This window comes from Trinickia dabaoshanensis, from assembly GCF_002879885.1.
Taxonomy (GTDB): domain Bacteria; phylum Pseudomonadota; class Gammaproteobacteria; order Burkholderiales; family Burkholderiaceae; genus Trinickia; species Trinickia dabaoshanensis.
On record NZ_PNYA01000007.1, the window covers coordinates 117,617 to 132,315 of the forward strand.

Consider the following 14,699-nt stretch of genomic DNA (forward strand, 5'->3'; position numbering starts at 1 on the left):
CCGACGCAAACGTCGGCAGCGGCGGCAAATTTAGTGTCGCCGCTGGGACGGACGAGCCAGCGGCACTAGCCAAGCAGGGCACTAAAAGCATGACAAGGGCAGCCCGTCTCATTTCGCCGCTCCGCCAAGTACGGGGCCAACGCTGTTTGCACCGGGCTTCTCGCCAGAAAACGTTGACACACGCTCTCCATCGACAGTGCCAACGCGTACGACCCCAGTGTTTTGGAACATCGAGGGACTTTCCATGCGCAGTTGCCCAGCGTTGTCTGCCAGCACAACCCACGAACGGCCCGGTGCGGTGTAGCTGCCAACGATGCGCCAACGTTCCGAAAACGATGGCTTCACCGCGACACCGGCGGGTTCCGACGATGGTGACGATACCGGCGCGTGGGCAGTTGCTGTCGAGGTGGAATCGACCGCCGTCGTTCCATGTGACGCGCGATGAAAAAACGACCAGAGAAAGCGCAACGAAACGATCGGCATCACAGCCATAACGGCAACCACGAGCCACAGCCGCTTATTTCTGAGAACGTTCTGACGCTTGTCCACCACCGCCTCGTTGCCGCCGACACCGGCATAGCTCTTGTACAGCGGGAAAATCTCTTTGCTGTACTTGCGGACATACGTTCCTACTCGCGTCTTGCCGTTTTGTTTCCAGCCTTCGTACTGCTCGACTCGATAGCCCGATGACAGACCCAGCGATTTGAGCTTGTGCATGCGGAACGACAGCTCAACGACCTCCTTGAGCTTGCGGTGAAGATCGCCGATGCCCTGAATCATGAGCACTACATCGCACGCAACGCCGGTCTGCTGATGCGTAAAGTGCCTATGCATCCGAAAGAAGGCCATGTGCTCGTCGGAAATCTTCTTGTCCGATGCCCATAGCTTCCACGCCTCATCAACTACCAACAGATCGCCGGGCTGGACGAAACCAGGCGTGATCGACGCTCCGTCCGACGACTCGCGCTCGATCGGAAAGAAGCCAGCCTTCGGTATGTCCTCCGTGCGGACATGCACTACTGCCCCAAACTTTGATCGCTCTCCGCGCCCCTTGCGAAGAAGGTAATCGTAAATGCGGTCCTCGTTGATGCCGTCCACGTTCGTAACGACGCGGCGTCCATTGGCAATCGCATCGAGCAGCGGGCCTTGCACCACCTCGTACGACTTGCCCGAGCCCATGACGCCGCAATAGGCATTGATCGCCATGTTTCACCCGATGATCGGCAATCGCCGGATGATGAATCGAGTCACGTAGGCCGACACCAACAGCGGCGCACCGTAGCTGAACGCACACAGGTCAAGGAAGTACCACACGTCGCTACCGATCGAACCAAATGCGCCCGCGAGCGACGCCGCCGATGGCAAGATGTTCGCCGACTGCAATAGAGACACGGCCTCGGTGACGAAGAAGTAAAGGCCGAAGTACAGCAAGAACTTCGCGATCACGGAGCGCACCAGGAAGCCAAGTGCAACGTTCGCGGCAGATACCAGAATCGCAAACATAGGGACTCCTTAAGCCCGCAGTACGACGAACAGCGCCGCGAGCGTGAACATCGCGGCGAACGCTGTGTAGATAGCCGTACGGTTCGACTCCGCCAAGTCGCATTGCGTGGTCAGCGTGAACGAATGACCAAAGGCAGTAAACGACGGCTCCGGACAAACCGAACTGTGGGCTGGCACCGCCCAATGCCTCAGGTCGGGTAACAGGTTCAGAAGCGGCGACAGGATCATCGAAATCGTTGGCGTCGCCTCAAGCGCTGGCGACTGGACGCCCGGATCGCTACCAAGGTCGACCGACACCTTGTTCACCACATTGACGTTCGGCGTGTTGACGACATTCACGTCGTTACCAGCGCTCGTCGTAGGGCTACTGCTTGGATTTGGCGACGACGCTTGCCCAGGCTGGACCGTTGGGCTGATCGTCACTGTCGACGTACCGGGGGCCGCAGCAGGGGTGAAAAGATCGCCAACGTTCGGCATATCACCAGGATTCGACAACGCCCACGGCTGCACATCCTGCGGGCTGACCGGCTGCGTGACCGAATACGGCAAGCCTTGATAGTCGGGCTGTTGCGCCGCCTGTTGCCATGTTTGGTTGGTCAACTGCGCAAGGGTGCTCGGGTCCAAAGGCTGGTTGAGCGACGCCTGGGTGAGTTGCGGGTACACCTGCGACAAGTCACCGCCACTAATAGGTTTCACCGCAGGCCCAGCCGCCCACCATGTGACCGGCTGGGTCCCCGTGTCCGTGGATTTATAGAGATTTCCGTTTAGATCGGTCTTCCAAGTAGTCAAAGTCCGACTTTCCATCAACGTGTAATTCGTATGGTCGGCGTTCGGCTGCCAGCTCACCGACACGTCTACTACGTCGTATCCGAGGCCGCTCGTCGCCGTGCCCCCACCAATCACTCCGCCAGCGCCGTTGTACTGCTGCTCATACAGGTCATATGCCTGCACAGCAGCGAGTGATGGCAGAACCAACATCGCCGTTTCTGAGTCGCGCACAAAATTCAAACCGGGCGTGGTCAGCGACGGCATTGGCGGATACTTGGAACATCCGGCATCGGTAGCCATGCACGCGCTTGTCCGATATACCTGCATCCCGAGAGTGCCGACGCCGTACTCAAACGGCGTCTGCATTTGTCCTGCGGCCGGAGCAGTCGGTTGATCTACCGGTCCGGTATATGACGGCAACGCTGGCATCGGTTGTTGCGCTGAAATCGTCTTGCCATCGGACGACCGCGCCAACGAAACGCCACCCGCGTATAGCGCGGACCCAGCCGCGAGAATTCCCAATCCAGCAGCAATCGTTAGCCAAACCGGCGCACCGGCGAATCCAAGTCCCACGGCAGTCCCCGTACTCACAATGTTAAGCGCCGTCGAAGCCTCGCCCATACCGGTCAACGTCGCTGCAATTCGCGGATCGTTGGCCGCAAAACCGCGTGAAATTGCCACGCGCGTGATGATGGCCGCCTCCGCTCGATTGATGACAAAGCTTTCCGCCGGTGCGAGCAACGCCTGCGCATGCACAACCTGCGCCCCCAGCAAGCAACTTAGCGAGACGAACAAAACGAGTTTTCTGATGCGCATCACGACTCCTTAAAGCCGACGATCACGGCCCACGCACAGACCATCCCGAAGACAAACATCACCAGATACCAAGCGCTGTTTGTATCCATGAAACCTCCGCAAATAAAAGCGGGGGCCGCGGCCCCCGTGCGAAATCGCCGCGAACGGTTTCGTTACGCTCCGCGAACCATGCCCATCAGGATCTTTGCGCCCTTAATAGCGACGTAGACCGTGATGAGCGTGGCCGCGACTGCAAGCACGCCGGTCGTGACCGTCGAAAAATCGATGCCAGTCGTCAGGGTCGAGAAGTCCGTACCGGCTGCATGCGCTTGCATAGCCGCCGCAGCGGCTCCTACGGCGACCGACCGCGTACCGATCTTCTTGAGTTGTTGCAGCTTCATCTTCAATGCTCCTAAAAGTGCGGTTTGATCCGCGAAAAATCAGGCGCGACGTACGAAATTGACGATCGCGCCCGCTCCATGGCTCACCAACCACAAAGAGATCACGGTGGTGAATGCCAATCCCCAAAAGCCAGCCGCCTGCACATAATCGAAAGGCTGAGCTATGGCATCGATGTACGAAGCGCTCGACGGCGTGAGCACATACGCTTGCATCGTCGTTACGTAGAGCGGGTTGCCGCTCGCATCGGTGCCGCACGAAATGGAACGTCCTGCCGTATTGATTGGCCCAATCGCAGGGCCACAGATCGCGATGGTCTGAACGGAACCCGCAGCCATGTCCGATCAGGCCGCCTTAGCGTCAGCCTTAGGCTGCGCACGCGGGAGTCCAAATGGCAAAAGAGAGACGATGCGCGGCACGAGGCGACCGGCGTCTTGGCCGTTGCCTTGCGCAAGCGCGAATTCCGCGAGGTACTCGCCAGCGGGGCGGTCAGCCAGCGATTCGGGCAAGTTGATGACACCGACGACAACGTTTTGCAGCCCGTCCACCGTTTGTTCCAAGATGCATTGCGCTTCGCGGATGGTGTACTGGCGCTGCGTCTTCTGAGAGACGCCGCTGCGCACGTTGATTGAAAGAATTGTTAGTTTTTGCTTGCTCATGTGTGACAGCCCTTAGCGAAATTGGTGATCCGGTGGATAATCAGCGTGCAGAAGCAATTTGAGCGCTTCACGTTGCGCGCTTAAATATAAGCGCGCAACGTGAAGCGAATGTAGAACAAGGAGAGGCCCATGTCAACACCCGATCAGCTGTCGATACGAGAGCGCGTCCTACTAGTGATCCGCGCCGTGACCACGGACGCGCGGAGGTTCAAAGAGATGGAAGAGCGGACCAGGGTTCCGGCTCAGACCTGGCGCAGCTTTTTTAACCGGGACGGCGCGTTGCCGAGCGGAGTAATGCTTGAAGAGCTGGGCCGCGAATGGCCGCAGTTTGCTTTTTGGACCATGACCGGCATCGACGACTGGGAGGCGGGACATGTCGCCCCGCCAACAGCGCTCCACCTTGCTCTGGAACGTCGATCTGAGTCGACTGCCGCGACCGCATACTTCGCTGCACGGGTGAAATTGGAAAACGGTCGTCGCTCGAACCTTCCCGCCGACGTATCGCAAGCGTTGAGCGCTCACGCTCTGAGGCACAAAGCTGCGGAGCTGTTGGGCGGCCACGTAGCCGTTGACGAGGTACGGAGGGAGCTTGAAGAGCGTGGGGTGATAGAAGCAACAGAAAGGAAGCTGCCGTCACGTTTGAGCGACCTATTGAAGCACAGGGCCGATCCTGTTTTAGATCGCGCCGTAGCAGCATTGGAACGCGAACTTGAGCAGCAGACGGCAACCGAGCTTGCCTCCTTGAAAGCCGCCCGTGACTCAGAATTGCTCGGTCGTAGAAGCACCCGGACCAGTAGAGGGACCGAGAAATGAAGTGCCCCGATTGTGGAACTGCTGAGTTGAAACAGGACACCCGCGACGTGCCCTTTTCCTACAAGGGCAAGACCACCGTCGTTCCGCGGCTAACGGGCCAATTTTGCGATGCGTGTGGGAACAGTGTTCTAACGAAGGCAGACCAAGATCGATACGCCGCAGAGGCTACCCGCTTCAGGCAGGTAGTCGACAAACTACCTGTGCGCTGAAAGCCTTCGGAGGCGTTGATATGCGCCGTTCTACAAACGCAAGAGGGTTCCAGCACTGGCGGCCCTCAACGAGCAGCTCCCAGATCGGGTTTGTAGACCACATTTCCATCTAAGCCCTTGTTTTTGCTTGCGATCAACGAAGCTTTGTAATCATCAGGTGGCGGGTTCGAGTCCTGCAGCCGGCACCAAATAAGACAAGGGCTTAGCTTCGGCTAAGCCCTTGTTGCATTTTGGGGCTATGAGTCGAACGTCAGCGGTGGCATTTGCCGCCCTAGCCGGGACCATCGCTCGCAGCGGCTAAAAGTGGGACGACGAGATCGCTGATCGGCGTAGGGACCCCGTGCAATCGACCATATCGCTGCACGACCCCGTTGCGGATGTCCCATTCGAGCGGGCGACCCGCCTCGCGGTCGGCGAGAATCGAAGTGCCGAGATCGGCCGGGTAACTTTGGAGCGCGTCGAGAATCTGGTGCGGGACCTCGTCGCCGAGCGCCGCTCCCTCTGCCCGGGCAACCTGCAGACATTCGTTTAAATAAGCCAAAGCCAGCTCGGCGATGTCGGCTCGAGCGTACATGCCGGCGCGGCGGCCGGTCAGAACCATCAGCCCCGCCACTGCATTTTGCAGGAGCTTGCGCCACGCGACCGAGGCGAAATCCGCCGCGACGTCGACCGCGCATCGTGTACCGCTCAATGCCGCGAGAACGAGGCGCGCGTCAGGCGTATCCGGAAGGGTAAGACGCGCGTTGCCTCGTAACCGGACCGAGCCGTCGGGCTCGCGCTGGGCCGGAAACCATACGACCGAGGGCAGGACTGTACTGCCGGGCACGTGCCGCGCAAGTTGCATCTTCTGCTCGACGCCGTTTTGCAGCGCGCAGACGACGGTCCGCTCATTGCACAAGGCGGCGAGCCAGGGCGCCGCAGCGTCCACCTGCGTCGACTTCACCGCGACGAAAACCAAGTCGAACGTGTTTTCGACCGTGGCCGGATCGGTTCGCACAGGTCCCGGCACCACGACCTCGCCACCTTCGAAGCGTAATTCCAAGCGGTCGTGCGCCGAGCGTCCGAAGATCGCCGGTGTGCGCCCGACCTCATGAAGCGCCGCCGCCACCGTCGTGCCGATCGCTCCTGGACCGATAAGGGCAATGGTCGGTTTTTCTGACATCGTGGTCATGATTCGCTGCCTTTAGAACTTCCGATAGCGAGCGTCAAAACAACCCATGCCGCGCGCCGCGCATGATCCGGCTCACCGATGCTGAGTCGCCACCTTGAGCCCGAGCGAAATGAAAATCGTGCCGATGATCTTGCCTTGCCAGCGGGCGATCCACGAAAGGCGCTTGACCATCCGCCCCAGCGGCCGAATCGACAGCACGATGAGCGTCGTGTAAATCGAGCTGAGTCCGACGAAAATAAGCCCGAGCGTCGCGAACTGAACGAACGTCGAGCCATGTTCGGGGTGGACGAACTGCGGCATGAACGCGAGGAAGAACAACGCCGTCTTCGGGTTGAGGACCTCGGCCGGAATCGCTTGGAAGAAGGCCTTGGCGGGCGTGACGGATGCGGTTTTGGGTAATGACGGGTCGCTCGGCTTTTCCATCAACGCACGTACACCGAGGTAGACGAGATACACGGCGCCCACGATCTTGACGACGTTGAAAGCCAGCGCCGAGGTCATCAACAACGCGGACAATCCGACCGACGCAAACAGCGTATGGACGAAGTCTCCCGTTGCGACGCCGAGTCCCGTGAGGATGCCGGTTTTGCGCCCGCCTTGTACCGTCCGGCTCAGCACCAACAGGACAGCGGGGCCGGGAATGAGAAAAAGGCCGAGAACCACCGCTACGAATGTGCTCAACGTCGAAAGATCGAACATAGGGAATCCGCTGTTGGAATGGTGAAAGACGCCCGGAAAGCAGGGCACCGGGCCATTCTAACCGGATGAATCGGCGCTCGCTTTGCGTGACGGCCGGATTGCTCGGAGCGGCATTGGGACCGTCGTTTCACATCCAATCGGTCGGAGCAACCTTCCGTTTGGCTTAATTTTTTTCGTTGCTCCGTTCGGCATGGCCGCTCACCTCAGAATGCGCGCAACGAGAACCCGGAGGAGCCCGCTCGTCGCGCCGCTCACGTTGCTGGAATGGCCTCGGTCCTTGGATCGACGCGTCACGCAAGGCAATGATGTCCGCCTAACAAAATGACGCTCACGCGCATTCACAGCTTGATTTGTTGTAGCCCAGTGGCTACTATCGACATGAATGAACTTCGCATTACCCCCGAATTTGCCGACTGGATCGATACCTTGCGTGACCTTCGGGCGCGTGCACAGATTCAGGTTCGTATTCAACGCCTCGTGGACGGTAATCCGGGAGATGTAAGGCCTGTCGGTTGCGGTGTCTCCGAGTTGAGGGTTCACTGCGGTCCGGGATATCGGGTGTACTACACAGAAAGGCGGGGTGTTTTTCTTCTGCTTCTTTGTGGCGGCGACAAGAGCACTCAGGACAGCGATATCAAACAAGCGCTGCGTATGGCTCGCGAATTGGAGGGTTGAAGATGGCTACGACTACGATGAGGTATGACGTTGCCGATCATCTACGCAACGAAGAGGAAATGCGGCTGTATATAGAAGCCGCGTTCCAGGAGGCGGGCGACGATGCTGCATTCATCGCCAGGGCGTTGGGCGATGTGGCCCGCGCCCGAGGGATGACGCAGATTGCGCGCGACGCCGGACTTTCTCGAGAGAGTCTGTACAAGGCGCTATCCGGGGAGCGCAGCCCGGATTTCTCCACGATGCTCAAAGTCCTGCGCGCGCTCGGCCTTCGTTTGCATCCTGAGCCATTGACTGCGTGACCCGCGGCGCCGAAAAGTCTCCACCGTCGTTCGCAAACTGCCGCTGCCATCGCAGGACGTGATGACTAGCGTGCGCCGGCATGGCCCATACACCGTTCGGGCCGAAGTCCTATCTGGCGAACGAGGAAGGCTGGCTCATTTGAGCTGTCGTGACATCTCCCACCGTTCCCGAGGCCATATTCGCCGCGCTGCTCGAATATTCGATCGTGCCGCGATTCACGCCAACTAGTCCGCCCGCCGTCACGACGCTGCCCATGCCGAATTGGTCATTGATGTTGCCCAACGCATTGACTCGCAGGATTGCTCCATCGTTCTCGACGGCTAAGAGCCCTCGACACCATCGGCCTAATTGAGGTCGTCTTGTTGCATCGACGCATTGCCGTTTAGGTCGAGCGCGCGTGCGACCACACTGGTGCCGAGCTTGCCGAACCTGCCCAGAGGCGCGTCGGTCCCTTGCAACGTCAGCCGATCCCTCGCCGTATAATCAATGTGGCAAAATGTGGCGATAAGTGGCATTATGCGCGTCGACTCCTTCGACGCGGCCCCTGGGCCGACTGTGTTCTCGCCCGCTTATCTTCACGCCATGACATCCATTCCTTCGCATTCGCGCGTCGTAATCATCGGCGGCGGCATCATCGGCTGCTCCGTTGCTTATCACCTAGCGAAAGCCGGCTGGTCCGACGTCACGCTGCTGGAACAAGGCCAGCTCTCGTGCGGCACGACGTGGCACGCGGCCGGGCTCGTCGGTCAATTGCGTTCGCAAGAAAGCATGACGCGATTGATCCGCTATTCGACGCAGCTCTACGCCGATTTGGAAGGGGAGACCGGGCTCGCCACGGGCTGGAAGCAATGCGGATCGTTGTCGGTCGCACGCACCCGCGAGCGGATGACGCAACTGCAACGCACGGCCGCAACGGCACAGGCGTATGGCGTGGCTTGCGAGATCGTCTCGGCGAAGCAGGCCGGCGAGCTTTGGCCGCCGATGCATACGGGCGATTTGCACGGCGCGGTGTGGCTGCCGGGAGACGGTAAAGCCAATCCGACCGATCTCACCCAATCGCTCGCTCGCGGCGCACGGATGCGCGGCGCGCGTATCGTCGAAAACGTGCGGGTCACCGGCATTCGCACCGAGCGTTCAGATGCGGGCCGACGAGCAACGGGCGTTGCGTGGCAGGCTAAGGACGGCACGGCGGGAACGATCGGCGCCGACATCGTCGTCAATTGCGGCGGTCAATGGGCGAAGGCCATCGGGCGGCTATGCGGGGTGACCGTCCCGCTTTTCTCTGCGGAACACTATTACATCGTCACCGGGGCCGTGCCCGGCGTTCATCCCGATCTGCCCGTCATGCGAGATCCCGATGGCTTCATCTACTTCAAAGAGGAAGTGGGCGGCTTAGTGATGGGCGGCTTCGAGCCCAATGCCAAACCGTGGGGTATGGACGGCATTCCCGACGACTTCGAATTTCAATTGCTGCCCGACGATTGGGATCAATTCGAAATTCTCATGCACAACGCGCTGGAACGCGTGCCCGCGCTCGAATCGGCCGGCGTGCGCCAGTTCTACAACGGCCCCGAATCGTTCACGCCCGACAATCATTTCATCTTGGGCGAAGCGCCGGAGCTCAAGAACTTCTACGTCGGCGCCGGGTTCAATTCGATGGGGATCGCGTCGGCCGGCGGCGCGGGCATGGCACTCGCCGAGTGGATCATGGCCGGCGAGCCGACCATGGACCTATGGCCCGTGGATATTCGCCGCTTCGCGCGTTTCAACGGCAACGACGCATGGCTGCACGATCGCGTGAAAGAAACGCTGGGCTTGCACTATGCGATGCCCTGGCCGAATCGGGAGTTGGAGACGGCGCGTCCCCTGCGCCGCTCACCGCTTTACGGCGCCCTGCGCAATAGAAACGCATGCTTCGGCAGCAAGATGGGCTGGGAGCGGGCGAACGTGTTTGCACCCGCCGGCGTGGAGCCGATCATCGAATACGGCTTCGGTCGGCCAAACTGGCATGCCTGGAGCGCGGCGGAGCATCGAGCCTGCCGGGAGCGCGTCGCGCTGTTCGATCTGTCCTCGTTCGGCAAACTCTTGATCAAGGGGCGCGATGCGCAAGCGGTGCTGCAATACCTCTTCGCGAACGATGTCGCCGTCGAGCCCGGCACGTCGGTGTACACCGGCATGTTCAACGAGCGCGGCGGCTATGAATCGGACGTTACGCTGCTGCGTCTCGCCGAGGACCAGTATCTGCTCGTCACCGGATCGGCCCAGTCGACGCGCGATCTCGCCTACCTCGAACGCCATGTGCCGATCGACCGGCATTGCATCGCGGTCGACGTGACCGGCCAATATGCCGTGCTGGCCTTGATGGGACCGCTCGCGCGTGCATTGCTGCAATGTGTATCTAGCACCGACTTCTCCGACGAGGCGTTTCCCTTCGGTGCATGCCGGCAAGTCGATCTCGGCTATGCCACCGTCCTTGCTTTGCGGCGCAGCTATGTCGGGGAACTCGGCTGGGAGCTGTATGTTCCGGTCGAGTTTGCTGTCGGCGTCTATGAAACGCTGCACGGCGCCGGCGAGCAATTCGGTCTCATCGATGCCGGTTATTACGCATTGGAATCGCTGCGAATCGAAAAGGGCTATCGAGCGTGGGGCCGAGAGCTTACGCCCGAGCGCAATCCGTTCGAAGCAGGGCTGGCATTCGCCTGCAAGCTCGATGAAGACATTGAATTTCGCGGACGCGAGGCACTGCTCGCATATCGAAACCAACCGTTGATGAGGCGTCTGGTCGGTTTCACCATCGATGGTCATCCGGACAAGATGCTCTGGGGCGGCGAGGCGATTTTGCGCGATGGTGAGCCTGTTGGTTCGGTGAGCTCGGCCGCGTTCGGTCACACCCTCGGGTGTCCCGTGGCGCTCGGCTATGTCGGTGCCCAGGGCCGCCCGATCGACGACGTCTATCTCTCTACCGGCCGATACCACATCGATCTAGCGGGAGAGCGGCTCGATGCGACGCTGCACATGAAGGCGCCTTGCGTAGCGGCGTCCAATTGCATGAGAGATTCAGCGTGAATTTTGTCAGGGGCGTTGAATTAGGAACGCCCGATTCATTTAAAAAATGGACGTAACGTTCCATCTATCTCGGGCAACGTCTAGTTGCGGATTCGTAAAAAGCCGAATAAGCAAGTCTTGCGTTAAAAACTGCCGAAAGTTAGTGTTTCGAAAGATTGCTGCTGTCCGGCGGCAAACCGTGCTGATCGATGCACCGAGCACGTCGCCGCGCAAGCGGCAATGCGTGCCGGCTCGAGACGAGATGCATGGCCATTCGGAACTAATGGCACAACGATGGTGAGCCCCGACTTCAATCTGCTAGTCGTCCTCGACGCGCTTCTGTCCGAAAACAGCGTGCTGCGTGCGGCCGATACCCTTGGACTCAGCCCGTCGGCCTTGAGCCGGTCGCTGGCTCGGCTGCGCCTCATGACCGGCGATCTCCTCCTTGTTCGAGCGGGGCGCGATCTCGTGCCCACGCCGCGCGCGATCGAGTTGCGTGCGAGAGTGCGAGCCGTCGTCGAAGAGGCGCAAGCCGTGTTGTGCCCCGGGGAGCACATCGATCTGCATACGCTCAAGCGTACGTTTTCGATCCGCGCGAACGACGGTTTCGTCGAAACCTTCGCCGCACAGTTGCTCGCACAACTATCTCGCACGGCACCGCACGTGCGTTTGCGGTTCGCGCCCAAGCACGACAAGCATGTCGATGCGCTGCGAAGCGGCGAACTCGATCTCGAAGTGGGCGTGATCGGCCATTCCGGCCCGGAATTGCGCGTCCAAGCCCTGTTTCGCGACCGCTTCATCGCCGTCGTCCGAGCCGGGCATCCGTTGTGCCAAGGTGAGATCACAGCAGCGCGTTACGCTTCGTTCGGCCATATCAGCGTGTCCCGACGCGGCCTCGCGAACGGCGTAATCGACGAACAGCTCGGCCGGGCCGGCCTCGAGCGCGAGGTCATGACTGTCGTCTCGAGCTTTCCCGCCGCGCTTGCGCTCGCACGCGACTCCGACCTCGTGGCGAATATACCGGAGCGCCAAACCGAAAAGTCGCGCGGCGGCATGTTCAGTTTCCCGCTGCCGGTGCCGACCACTTGCTTGACGGTCTCTCAGATCTGGCACCCGCGCTTCGATCGCGATCCCGCGCATCGATGGCTGCGCGATTGCATGCGGCGCGTCTGTGCGCCGCCGGATGGAAGCGCGATGGAGCCCGATCTATGCGACGCCTCCCAGGGGTGCCATTGAGCGGCCTGTCGCACTCCTGACCCGCGGTGCAGCAAGCGCGATTCGCGGGCGGCGCAGCTCGATTCCGCCCAGATTGCGTCGTACTCAAGGATATATTGCGTTTCGCGCTCTTCCGGAGGAATTACCGGTTGGGTATGCTGGGTGCGTGAGGTTGCAGTGCGGCAATCCCGTCGGATTGCCCGAGCCGGATAGCCCTTGGCGATTATCCGGCGTTCGTGGCAACAGTCACATTCCTGCTCGTCTATCCGATCGTTGAAAAATCGCTCCCATTGGCATGGGATGCGTTCTCGTGCGGTTGCTGTTTAATATAATTTTTATTATTGGCATTCGAGGGCCTCATGAAACCATGGTTTGCGATCCAATTCCTGCGTTTTTTGGTAGTTTTCTTGGGCGAAAGCGGTGGGAGGTTCGAATGATTTCGAATGCGCTGGAAACACACTTTGCTTCGAAGGCCGTATTGAGCAATCGCGAGTGCGAAGTTTTGCGCTGGGCGGCGGAAGGCAAGACGTCGTACGAGATCGGTTTGATTCTTGGGTTGACGGAGCGCACCATCAATTTTCATATCGCCCGTTCCATCGTCAAGCTCGGGGCATCGAACAAGACGAACGCGGTGGTGAAAGCGATGCAAAGAGGTTTGATCGAATTCGCGTAGCGAGCGCGGGGCGGGGCGCCGACGGCACCCCGCTCGCATAGTGTCAGACCGCACCCTGAAACGAGAGCACGCGGGACTTGAATTCTTCCGGAACGGCCTGCGTCGAGTGGCTTTCGTAGTCGTACATGACGTGCGTCGAATAGGCCCGCGCAACGATCGCATCCTCGTCTTGCGGGGCGCCGTCGCGAACCATCAAATGCTCCAACTCGAAGCTCTTCGAGCCGAATCGCGTCACGCTGCTGCGCACCGTAATCGTGTCGCCGTATTGCGCCGGTTTCAAATATTCGCACGAAGTCTTGACCATGATATGCGGCAATTTTGCCGAGTGCGGCAAGCCCAGCAAATCATGCATGTAGGTGAGATAGGCATGCTGCAAATAATCGTAATAAACGGGGCTGCTGACATGGCCAGTCGCATCCGTCTCCCGATACTTCACGGCAATATTCGTTTCGTAGCATTTTTTCGTCATGACGCGCTCCCTTGGTGGTGAGGTCGAAGGCGACCTTGGGTGCGTGAGAATTTAATGGCAATTTTTCACTCGCGAAACTGTTGGAAATGGCAGATGCCGGATGTCTGCTATAAATGACAGTATCAAATTGACGTTTATCAAGTTCTAATTGCCGCCGTAAATCGACTATGCGAAACGAGAGCGGAGCGTCAACATGGATAGATCGGTTCAGGCATCCTCGGCAAGTGGAGCGGCGGTGGTCGGCGCGGGCCGGTTACGCAGTGAGTTGCCGCGCGATGTGGCCTCCGCCCGCCTCGTCGACGATACGCGCCACGCCCTCGCACGCATCCTCGCGGGCGACGACGATCGTTTGGCCCTGATCGTCGGGCCATGCTCGATTCACGATCCGGAGGCGGCCTTCGAGTTCGCTCGACGCCTTGCCCCGCTGCGCGCGCGGCACGCGGACACGCTCGAGATCGTCATGCGCGTGTACTTCGAGAAACCGCGCACGCGCGGCGGCTGGAAGGGTTTGATCAACGATCCAAGGCTCGACGACAGCTTCCAGATCGAGCAAGGACTGCGGATGGCGCGCGGCATCTTGCTCGGCGTCAATGCGCGGGGCGTGCCGGCGGCGACGGAATTTCTCGACCCCATCATCACGCCGTATCTCGAGGATCTCGTTTCCTGGGGCGCCATCGGCGCGCGCACGACCGAGTCGCAAATCCATCGGCAGGCGGCCTCCGGCGTCGGCGCGCCGATCGGCTTCAAGAACGGCTCGGACGGCAACGTCAAGGTCGCGATCGACGGAGCGCTCGCTTCGCGCGCTGGGCACCGTTACTTGCGGCCCTCCGAGCGCGGCGGCATCGAGGTCGTGGCCACCACGGGCAACCCCCATACGCACGTCGTGCTGCGCGGCGGCAAAACACCGAACTACGACGCGCAAAGCGTCGCGAGCGCATGTTCGGCGCTCAGCGAGGCGCGCATGCCGCCGTTCGTCGTCGTCGACGCCAGTCACGGCAATAGCGGCAAACAGACGCGCGCCCAACTCGACGTCTGCGAAAACCTGGCCTCGCAACTGGAAGCGGGCCAACGAGCGATCGCGGGCGTGATGCTCGAGTCGTTTCTCGTGGAGGGGCGGCAAGACATCGTGCCGGGCCGTCCGCTCGTTTTCGGTCAAAGCGTGACGGACGCGTGTCTCGGCTGGAACGACACCGCCCAGGTCATCGAGCAGCTTTCCGCCGCGATCGCGGCACGCCGGCGATCGCACTCCGGCTTCGTCGCACGGCGCATCCCCGGCATTGCCATCGACGCTGTGTCTTACTAAAAG

The 14,699-nt window shown here is 60.3% G+C and carries 18 protein-coding genes; 8 read left to right on the top strand and 10 right to left on the bottom strand.

Annotated features, from left to right (window positions below; translation table 11 throughout):
* Positions 1-108: 108 nt before the first annotated feature.
* From C0Z18_RS09740 to C0Z18_RS09765, 6 genes are all read right to left on the bottom strand, one after another.
* Entirely contained in the window at positions 109-1,206 is a 1,098-nt protein-coding gene (locus tag C0Z18_RS09740; protein WP_102645194.1) for a zonular occludens toxin domain-containing protein, read from the bottom strand.
* A gap of 3 nt (positions 1,207-1,209) precedes the next feature.
* The gene (locus tag C0Z18_RS09745; protein ID WP_102645195.1) at positions 1,210-1,503 is read right to left on the bottom strand and encodes a DUF2523 family protein; all 294 of its coding nucleotides are present in this window, start codon (positions 1,501-1,503) and stop codon (positions 1,210-1,212) included.
* Positions 1,504-1,512: 9 nt separating this feature from the next.
* A complete protein-coding gene (locus C0Z18_RS09750) occupies positions 1,513-3,087 on the bottom strand; it encodes a hypothetical protein (protein ID WP_102645196.1) in 1,575 nt (524 codons plus the stop codon).
* 152 nt (positions 3,088-3,239) lie between these two features.
* Positions 3,240-3,467, bottom strand: coding sequence for a hypothetical protein (locus C0Z18_RS09755; RefSeq protein WP_233217252.1), 228 nt, complete (start codon positions 3,465-3,467; stop codon positions 3,240-3,242).
* Positions 3,468-3,506: 39 nt separating this feature from the next.
* Complete coding sequence (locus tag C0Z18_RS09760) at positions 3,507-3,803, bottom strand: hypothetical protein (RefSeq protein WP_102645198.1); 297 nt, start codon at positions 3,801-3,803, stop codon at positions 3,507-3,509.
* 6 nt (positions 3,804-3,809) lie between these two features.
* Entirely contained in the window at positions 3,810-4,124 is a 315-nt protein-coding gene (locus C0Z18_RS09765; RefSeq protein WP_102645199.1) for a cellulose synthase, read from the bottom strand.
* 129 nt (positions 4,125-4,253) lie between these two features.
* On the opposite strand from C0Z18_RS09765, the gene C0Z18_RS09770 reads away from it, so the two are divergent.
* Positions 4,254-4,937, top strand: coding sequence for a hypothetical protein (locus C0Z18_RS09770; protein ID WP_102645200.1), 684 nt, complete (start codon positions 4,254-4,256; stop codon positions 4,935-4,937).
* Positions 4,934-5,146 carry a type II toxin-antitoxin system MqsA family antitoxin gene (locus C0Z18_RS09775; protein ID WP_102645201.1) on the top strand — a complete coding sequence of 71 codons (213 nt, stop codon included), beginning with the start codon at positions 4,934-4,936 and terminating at the stop codon, positions 5,144-5,146. Before C0Z18_RS09770 ends, C0Z18_RS09775 begins: the two co-directional genes overlap by 4 nt.
* Before the next feature lie 271 nt (positions 5,147-5,417).
* Here the strand turns inward: C0Z18_RS09775 and C0Z18_RS09780 are convergent, their stop codons facing one another.
* Positions 5,418-6,317, bottom strand: coding sequence for an oxidoreductase (locus tag C0Z18_RS09780; protein WP_408646981.1), 900 nt, complete (start codon positions 6,315-6,317; stop codon positions 5,418-5,420).
* A 72-nt stretch (positions 6,318-6,389) separates the two neighbouring features.
* Positions 6,390-7,016, bottom strand: coding sequence for a LysE family translocator (locus C0Z18_RS09785; RefSeq protein ID WP_102645202.1), 627 nt, complete (start codon positions 7,014-7,016; stop codon positions 6,390-6,392).
* 378 nt (positions 7,017-7,394) lie between these two features.
* Between C0Z18_RS09785 and C0Z18_RS09790 the strand changes: the two genes are divergently transcribed.
* Positions 7,395-7,691, top strand: coding sequence for a type II toxin-antitoxin system RelE/ParE family toxin (locus C0Z18_RS09790; protein ID WP_102645299.1), 297 nt, complete (start codon positions 7,395-7,397; stop codon positions 7,689-7,691).
* A 2-nt stretch (positions 7,692-7,693) separates the two neighbouring features.
* Positions 7,694-7,990, top strand: a complete 297-nt coding sequence (locus C0Z18_RS09795) for an addiction module antidote protein (protein ID WP_102645300.1) — start codon at positions 7,694-7,696, stop codon at positions 7,988-7,990.
* 109 nt (positions 7,991-8,099) lie between these two features.
* Here C0Z18_RS09795 and C0Z18_RS33160 read toward each other — a convergent pair whose 3' ends face one another.
* Positions 8,100-8,273: a hypothetical protein gene (locus C0Z18_RS33160; RefSeq protein WP_199189422.1), complete on the bottom strand. Its 174-nt coding sequence runs from the start codon at positions 8,271-8,273 to the stop codon at positions 8,100-8,102.
* Positions 8,274-8,573: 300 nt separating this feature from the next.
* On the opposite strand from C0Z18_RS33160, the gene C0Z18_RS09800 reads away from it, so the two are divergent.
* The 3 genes from C0Z18_RS09800 (at position 8,574) to C0Z18_RS09810 (ending at position 12,924) form a co-directional block, all read left to right on the top strand.
* A complete protein-coding gene (locus C0Z18_RS09800) occupies positions 8,574-11,057 on the top strand; it encodes a GcvT family protein (protein ID WP_102645301.1) in 2,484 nt (827 codons plus the stop codon).
* 273 nt (positions 11,058-11,330) lie between these two features.
* The gene (locus tag C0Z18_RS09805) at positions 11,331-12,272 is read left to right on the top strand and encodes a LysR family transcriptional regulator (protein ID WP_102645203.1); all 942 of its coding nucleotides are present in this window, start codon (positions 11,331-11,333) and stop codon (positions 12,270-12,272) included.
* A gap of 289 nt (positions 12,273-12,561) precedes the next feature.
* A complete protein-coding gene (locus tag C0Z18_RS09810; RefSeq protein WP_233217253.1) occupies positions 12,562-12,924 on the top strand; it encodes a response regulator transcription factor in 363 nt (120 codons plus the stop codon).
* Positions 12,925-12,967: 43 nt separating this feature from the next.
* Here the strand turns inward: C0Z18_RS09810 and C0Z18_RS09815 are convergent, their stop codons facing one another.
* A complete protein-coding gene (locus tag C0Z18_RS09815; RefSeq protein ID WP_102645205.1) occupies positions 12,968-13,393 on the bottom strand; it encodes an acyl-CoA thioesterase in 426 nt (141 codons plus the stop codon).
* Between the two features lie 193 nt (positions 13,394-13,586).
* Between C0Z18_RS09815 and C0Z18_RS09820 the strand changes: the two genes are divergently transcribed.
* Positions 13,587-14,696 carry a 3-deoxy-7-phosphoheptulonate synthase gene (locus tag C0Z18_RS09820; RefSeq protein ID WP_102645206.1) on the top strand — a complete coding sequence of 370 codons (1,110 nt, stop codon included), beginning with the start codon at positions 13,587-13,589 and terminating at the stop codon, positions 14,694-14,696.
* Positions 14,697-14,699: the final 3 nt, after the last annotated feature.

Coding starts and splice junctions, on each gene's coding strand:
- C0Z18_RS09770 (WP_102645200.1), top strand. CDS start 4,254: ATGTCAACACCCGATCAGCTGTCGATACGAGAGCGCGTCCTACTAGTG.
- C0Z18_RS09790 (WP_102645299.1), top strand. CDS start 7,395: ATGAATGAACTTCGCATTACCCCCGAATTTGCCGACTGGATCGATACC.
- C0Z18_RS09755 (WP_233217252.1), bottom strand. CDS start 3,467: ATGAAGCTGCAACAACTCAAGAAGATCGGTACGCGGTCGGTCGCCGTA.
- C0Z18_RS09775 (WP_102645201.1), top strand. CDS start 4,934: ATGAAGTGCCCCGATTGTGGAACTGCTGAGTTGAAACAGGACACCCGC.
- C0Z18_RS09780 (WP_408646981.1), bottom strand. CDS start 6,317: ATGACCACGATGTCAGAAAAACCGACCATTGCCCTTATCGGTCCAGGA.
- C0Z18_RS09760 (WP_102645198.1), bottom strand. CDS start 3,803: ATGGCTGCGGGTTCCGTTCAGACCATCGCGATCTGTGGCCCTGCGATT.
- C0Z18_RS09765 (WP_102645199.1), bottom strand. CDS start 4,124: ATGAGCAAGCAAAAACTAACAATTCTTTCAATCAACGTGCGCAGCGGC.
- C0Z18_RS09745 (WP_102645195.1), bottom strand. CDS start 1,503: ATGTTTGCGATTCTGGTATCTGCCGCGAACGTTGCACTTGGCTTCCTG.
- C0Z18_RS09750 (WP_102645196.1), bottom strand. CDS start 3,087: ATGCGCATCAGAAAACTCGTTTTGTTCGTCTCGCTAAGTTGCTTGCTG.
- C0Z18_RS09740 (WP_102645194.1), bottom strand. CDS start 1,206: ATGGCGATCAATGCCTATTGCGGCGTCATGGGCTCGGGCAAGTCGTAC.
- C0Z18_RS09815 (WP_102645205.1), bottom strand. CDS start 13,393: ATGACGAAAAAATGCTACGAAACGAATATTGCCGTGAAGTATCGGGAG.
- C0Z18_RS09795 (WP_102645300.1), top strand. CDS start 7,694: ATGGCTACGACTACGATGAGGTATGACGTTGCCGATCATCTACGCAAC.
- C0Z18_RS09800 (WP_102645301.1), top strand. CDS start 8,574: ATGACATCCATTCCTTCGCATTCGCGCGTCGTAATCATCGGCGGCGGC.
- C0Z18_RS09805 (WP_102645203.1), top strand. CDS start 11,331: ATGGTGAGCCCCGACTTCAATCTGCTAGTCGTCCTCGACGCGCTTCTG.
- C0Z18_RS09820 (WP_102645206.1), top strand. CDS start 13,587: ATGGATAGATCGGTTCAGGCATCCTCGGCAAGTGGAGCGGCGGTGGTC.
- C0Z18_RS09785 (WP_102645202.1), bottom strand. CDS start 7,016: ATGTTCGATCTTTCGACGTTGAGCACATTCGTAGCGGTGGTTCTCGGC.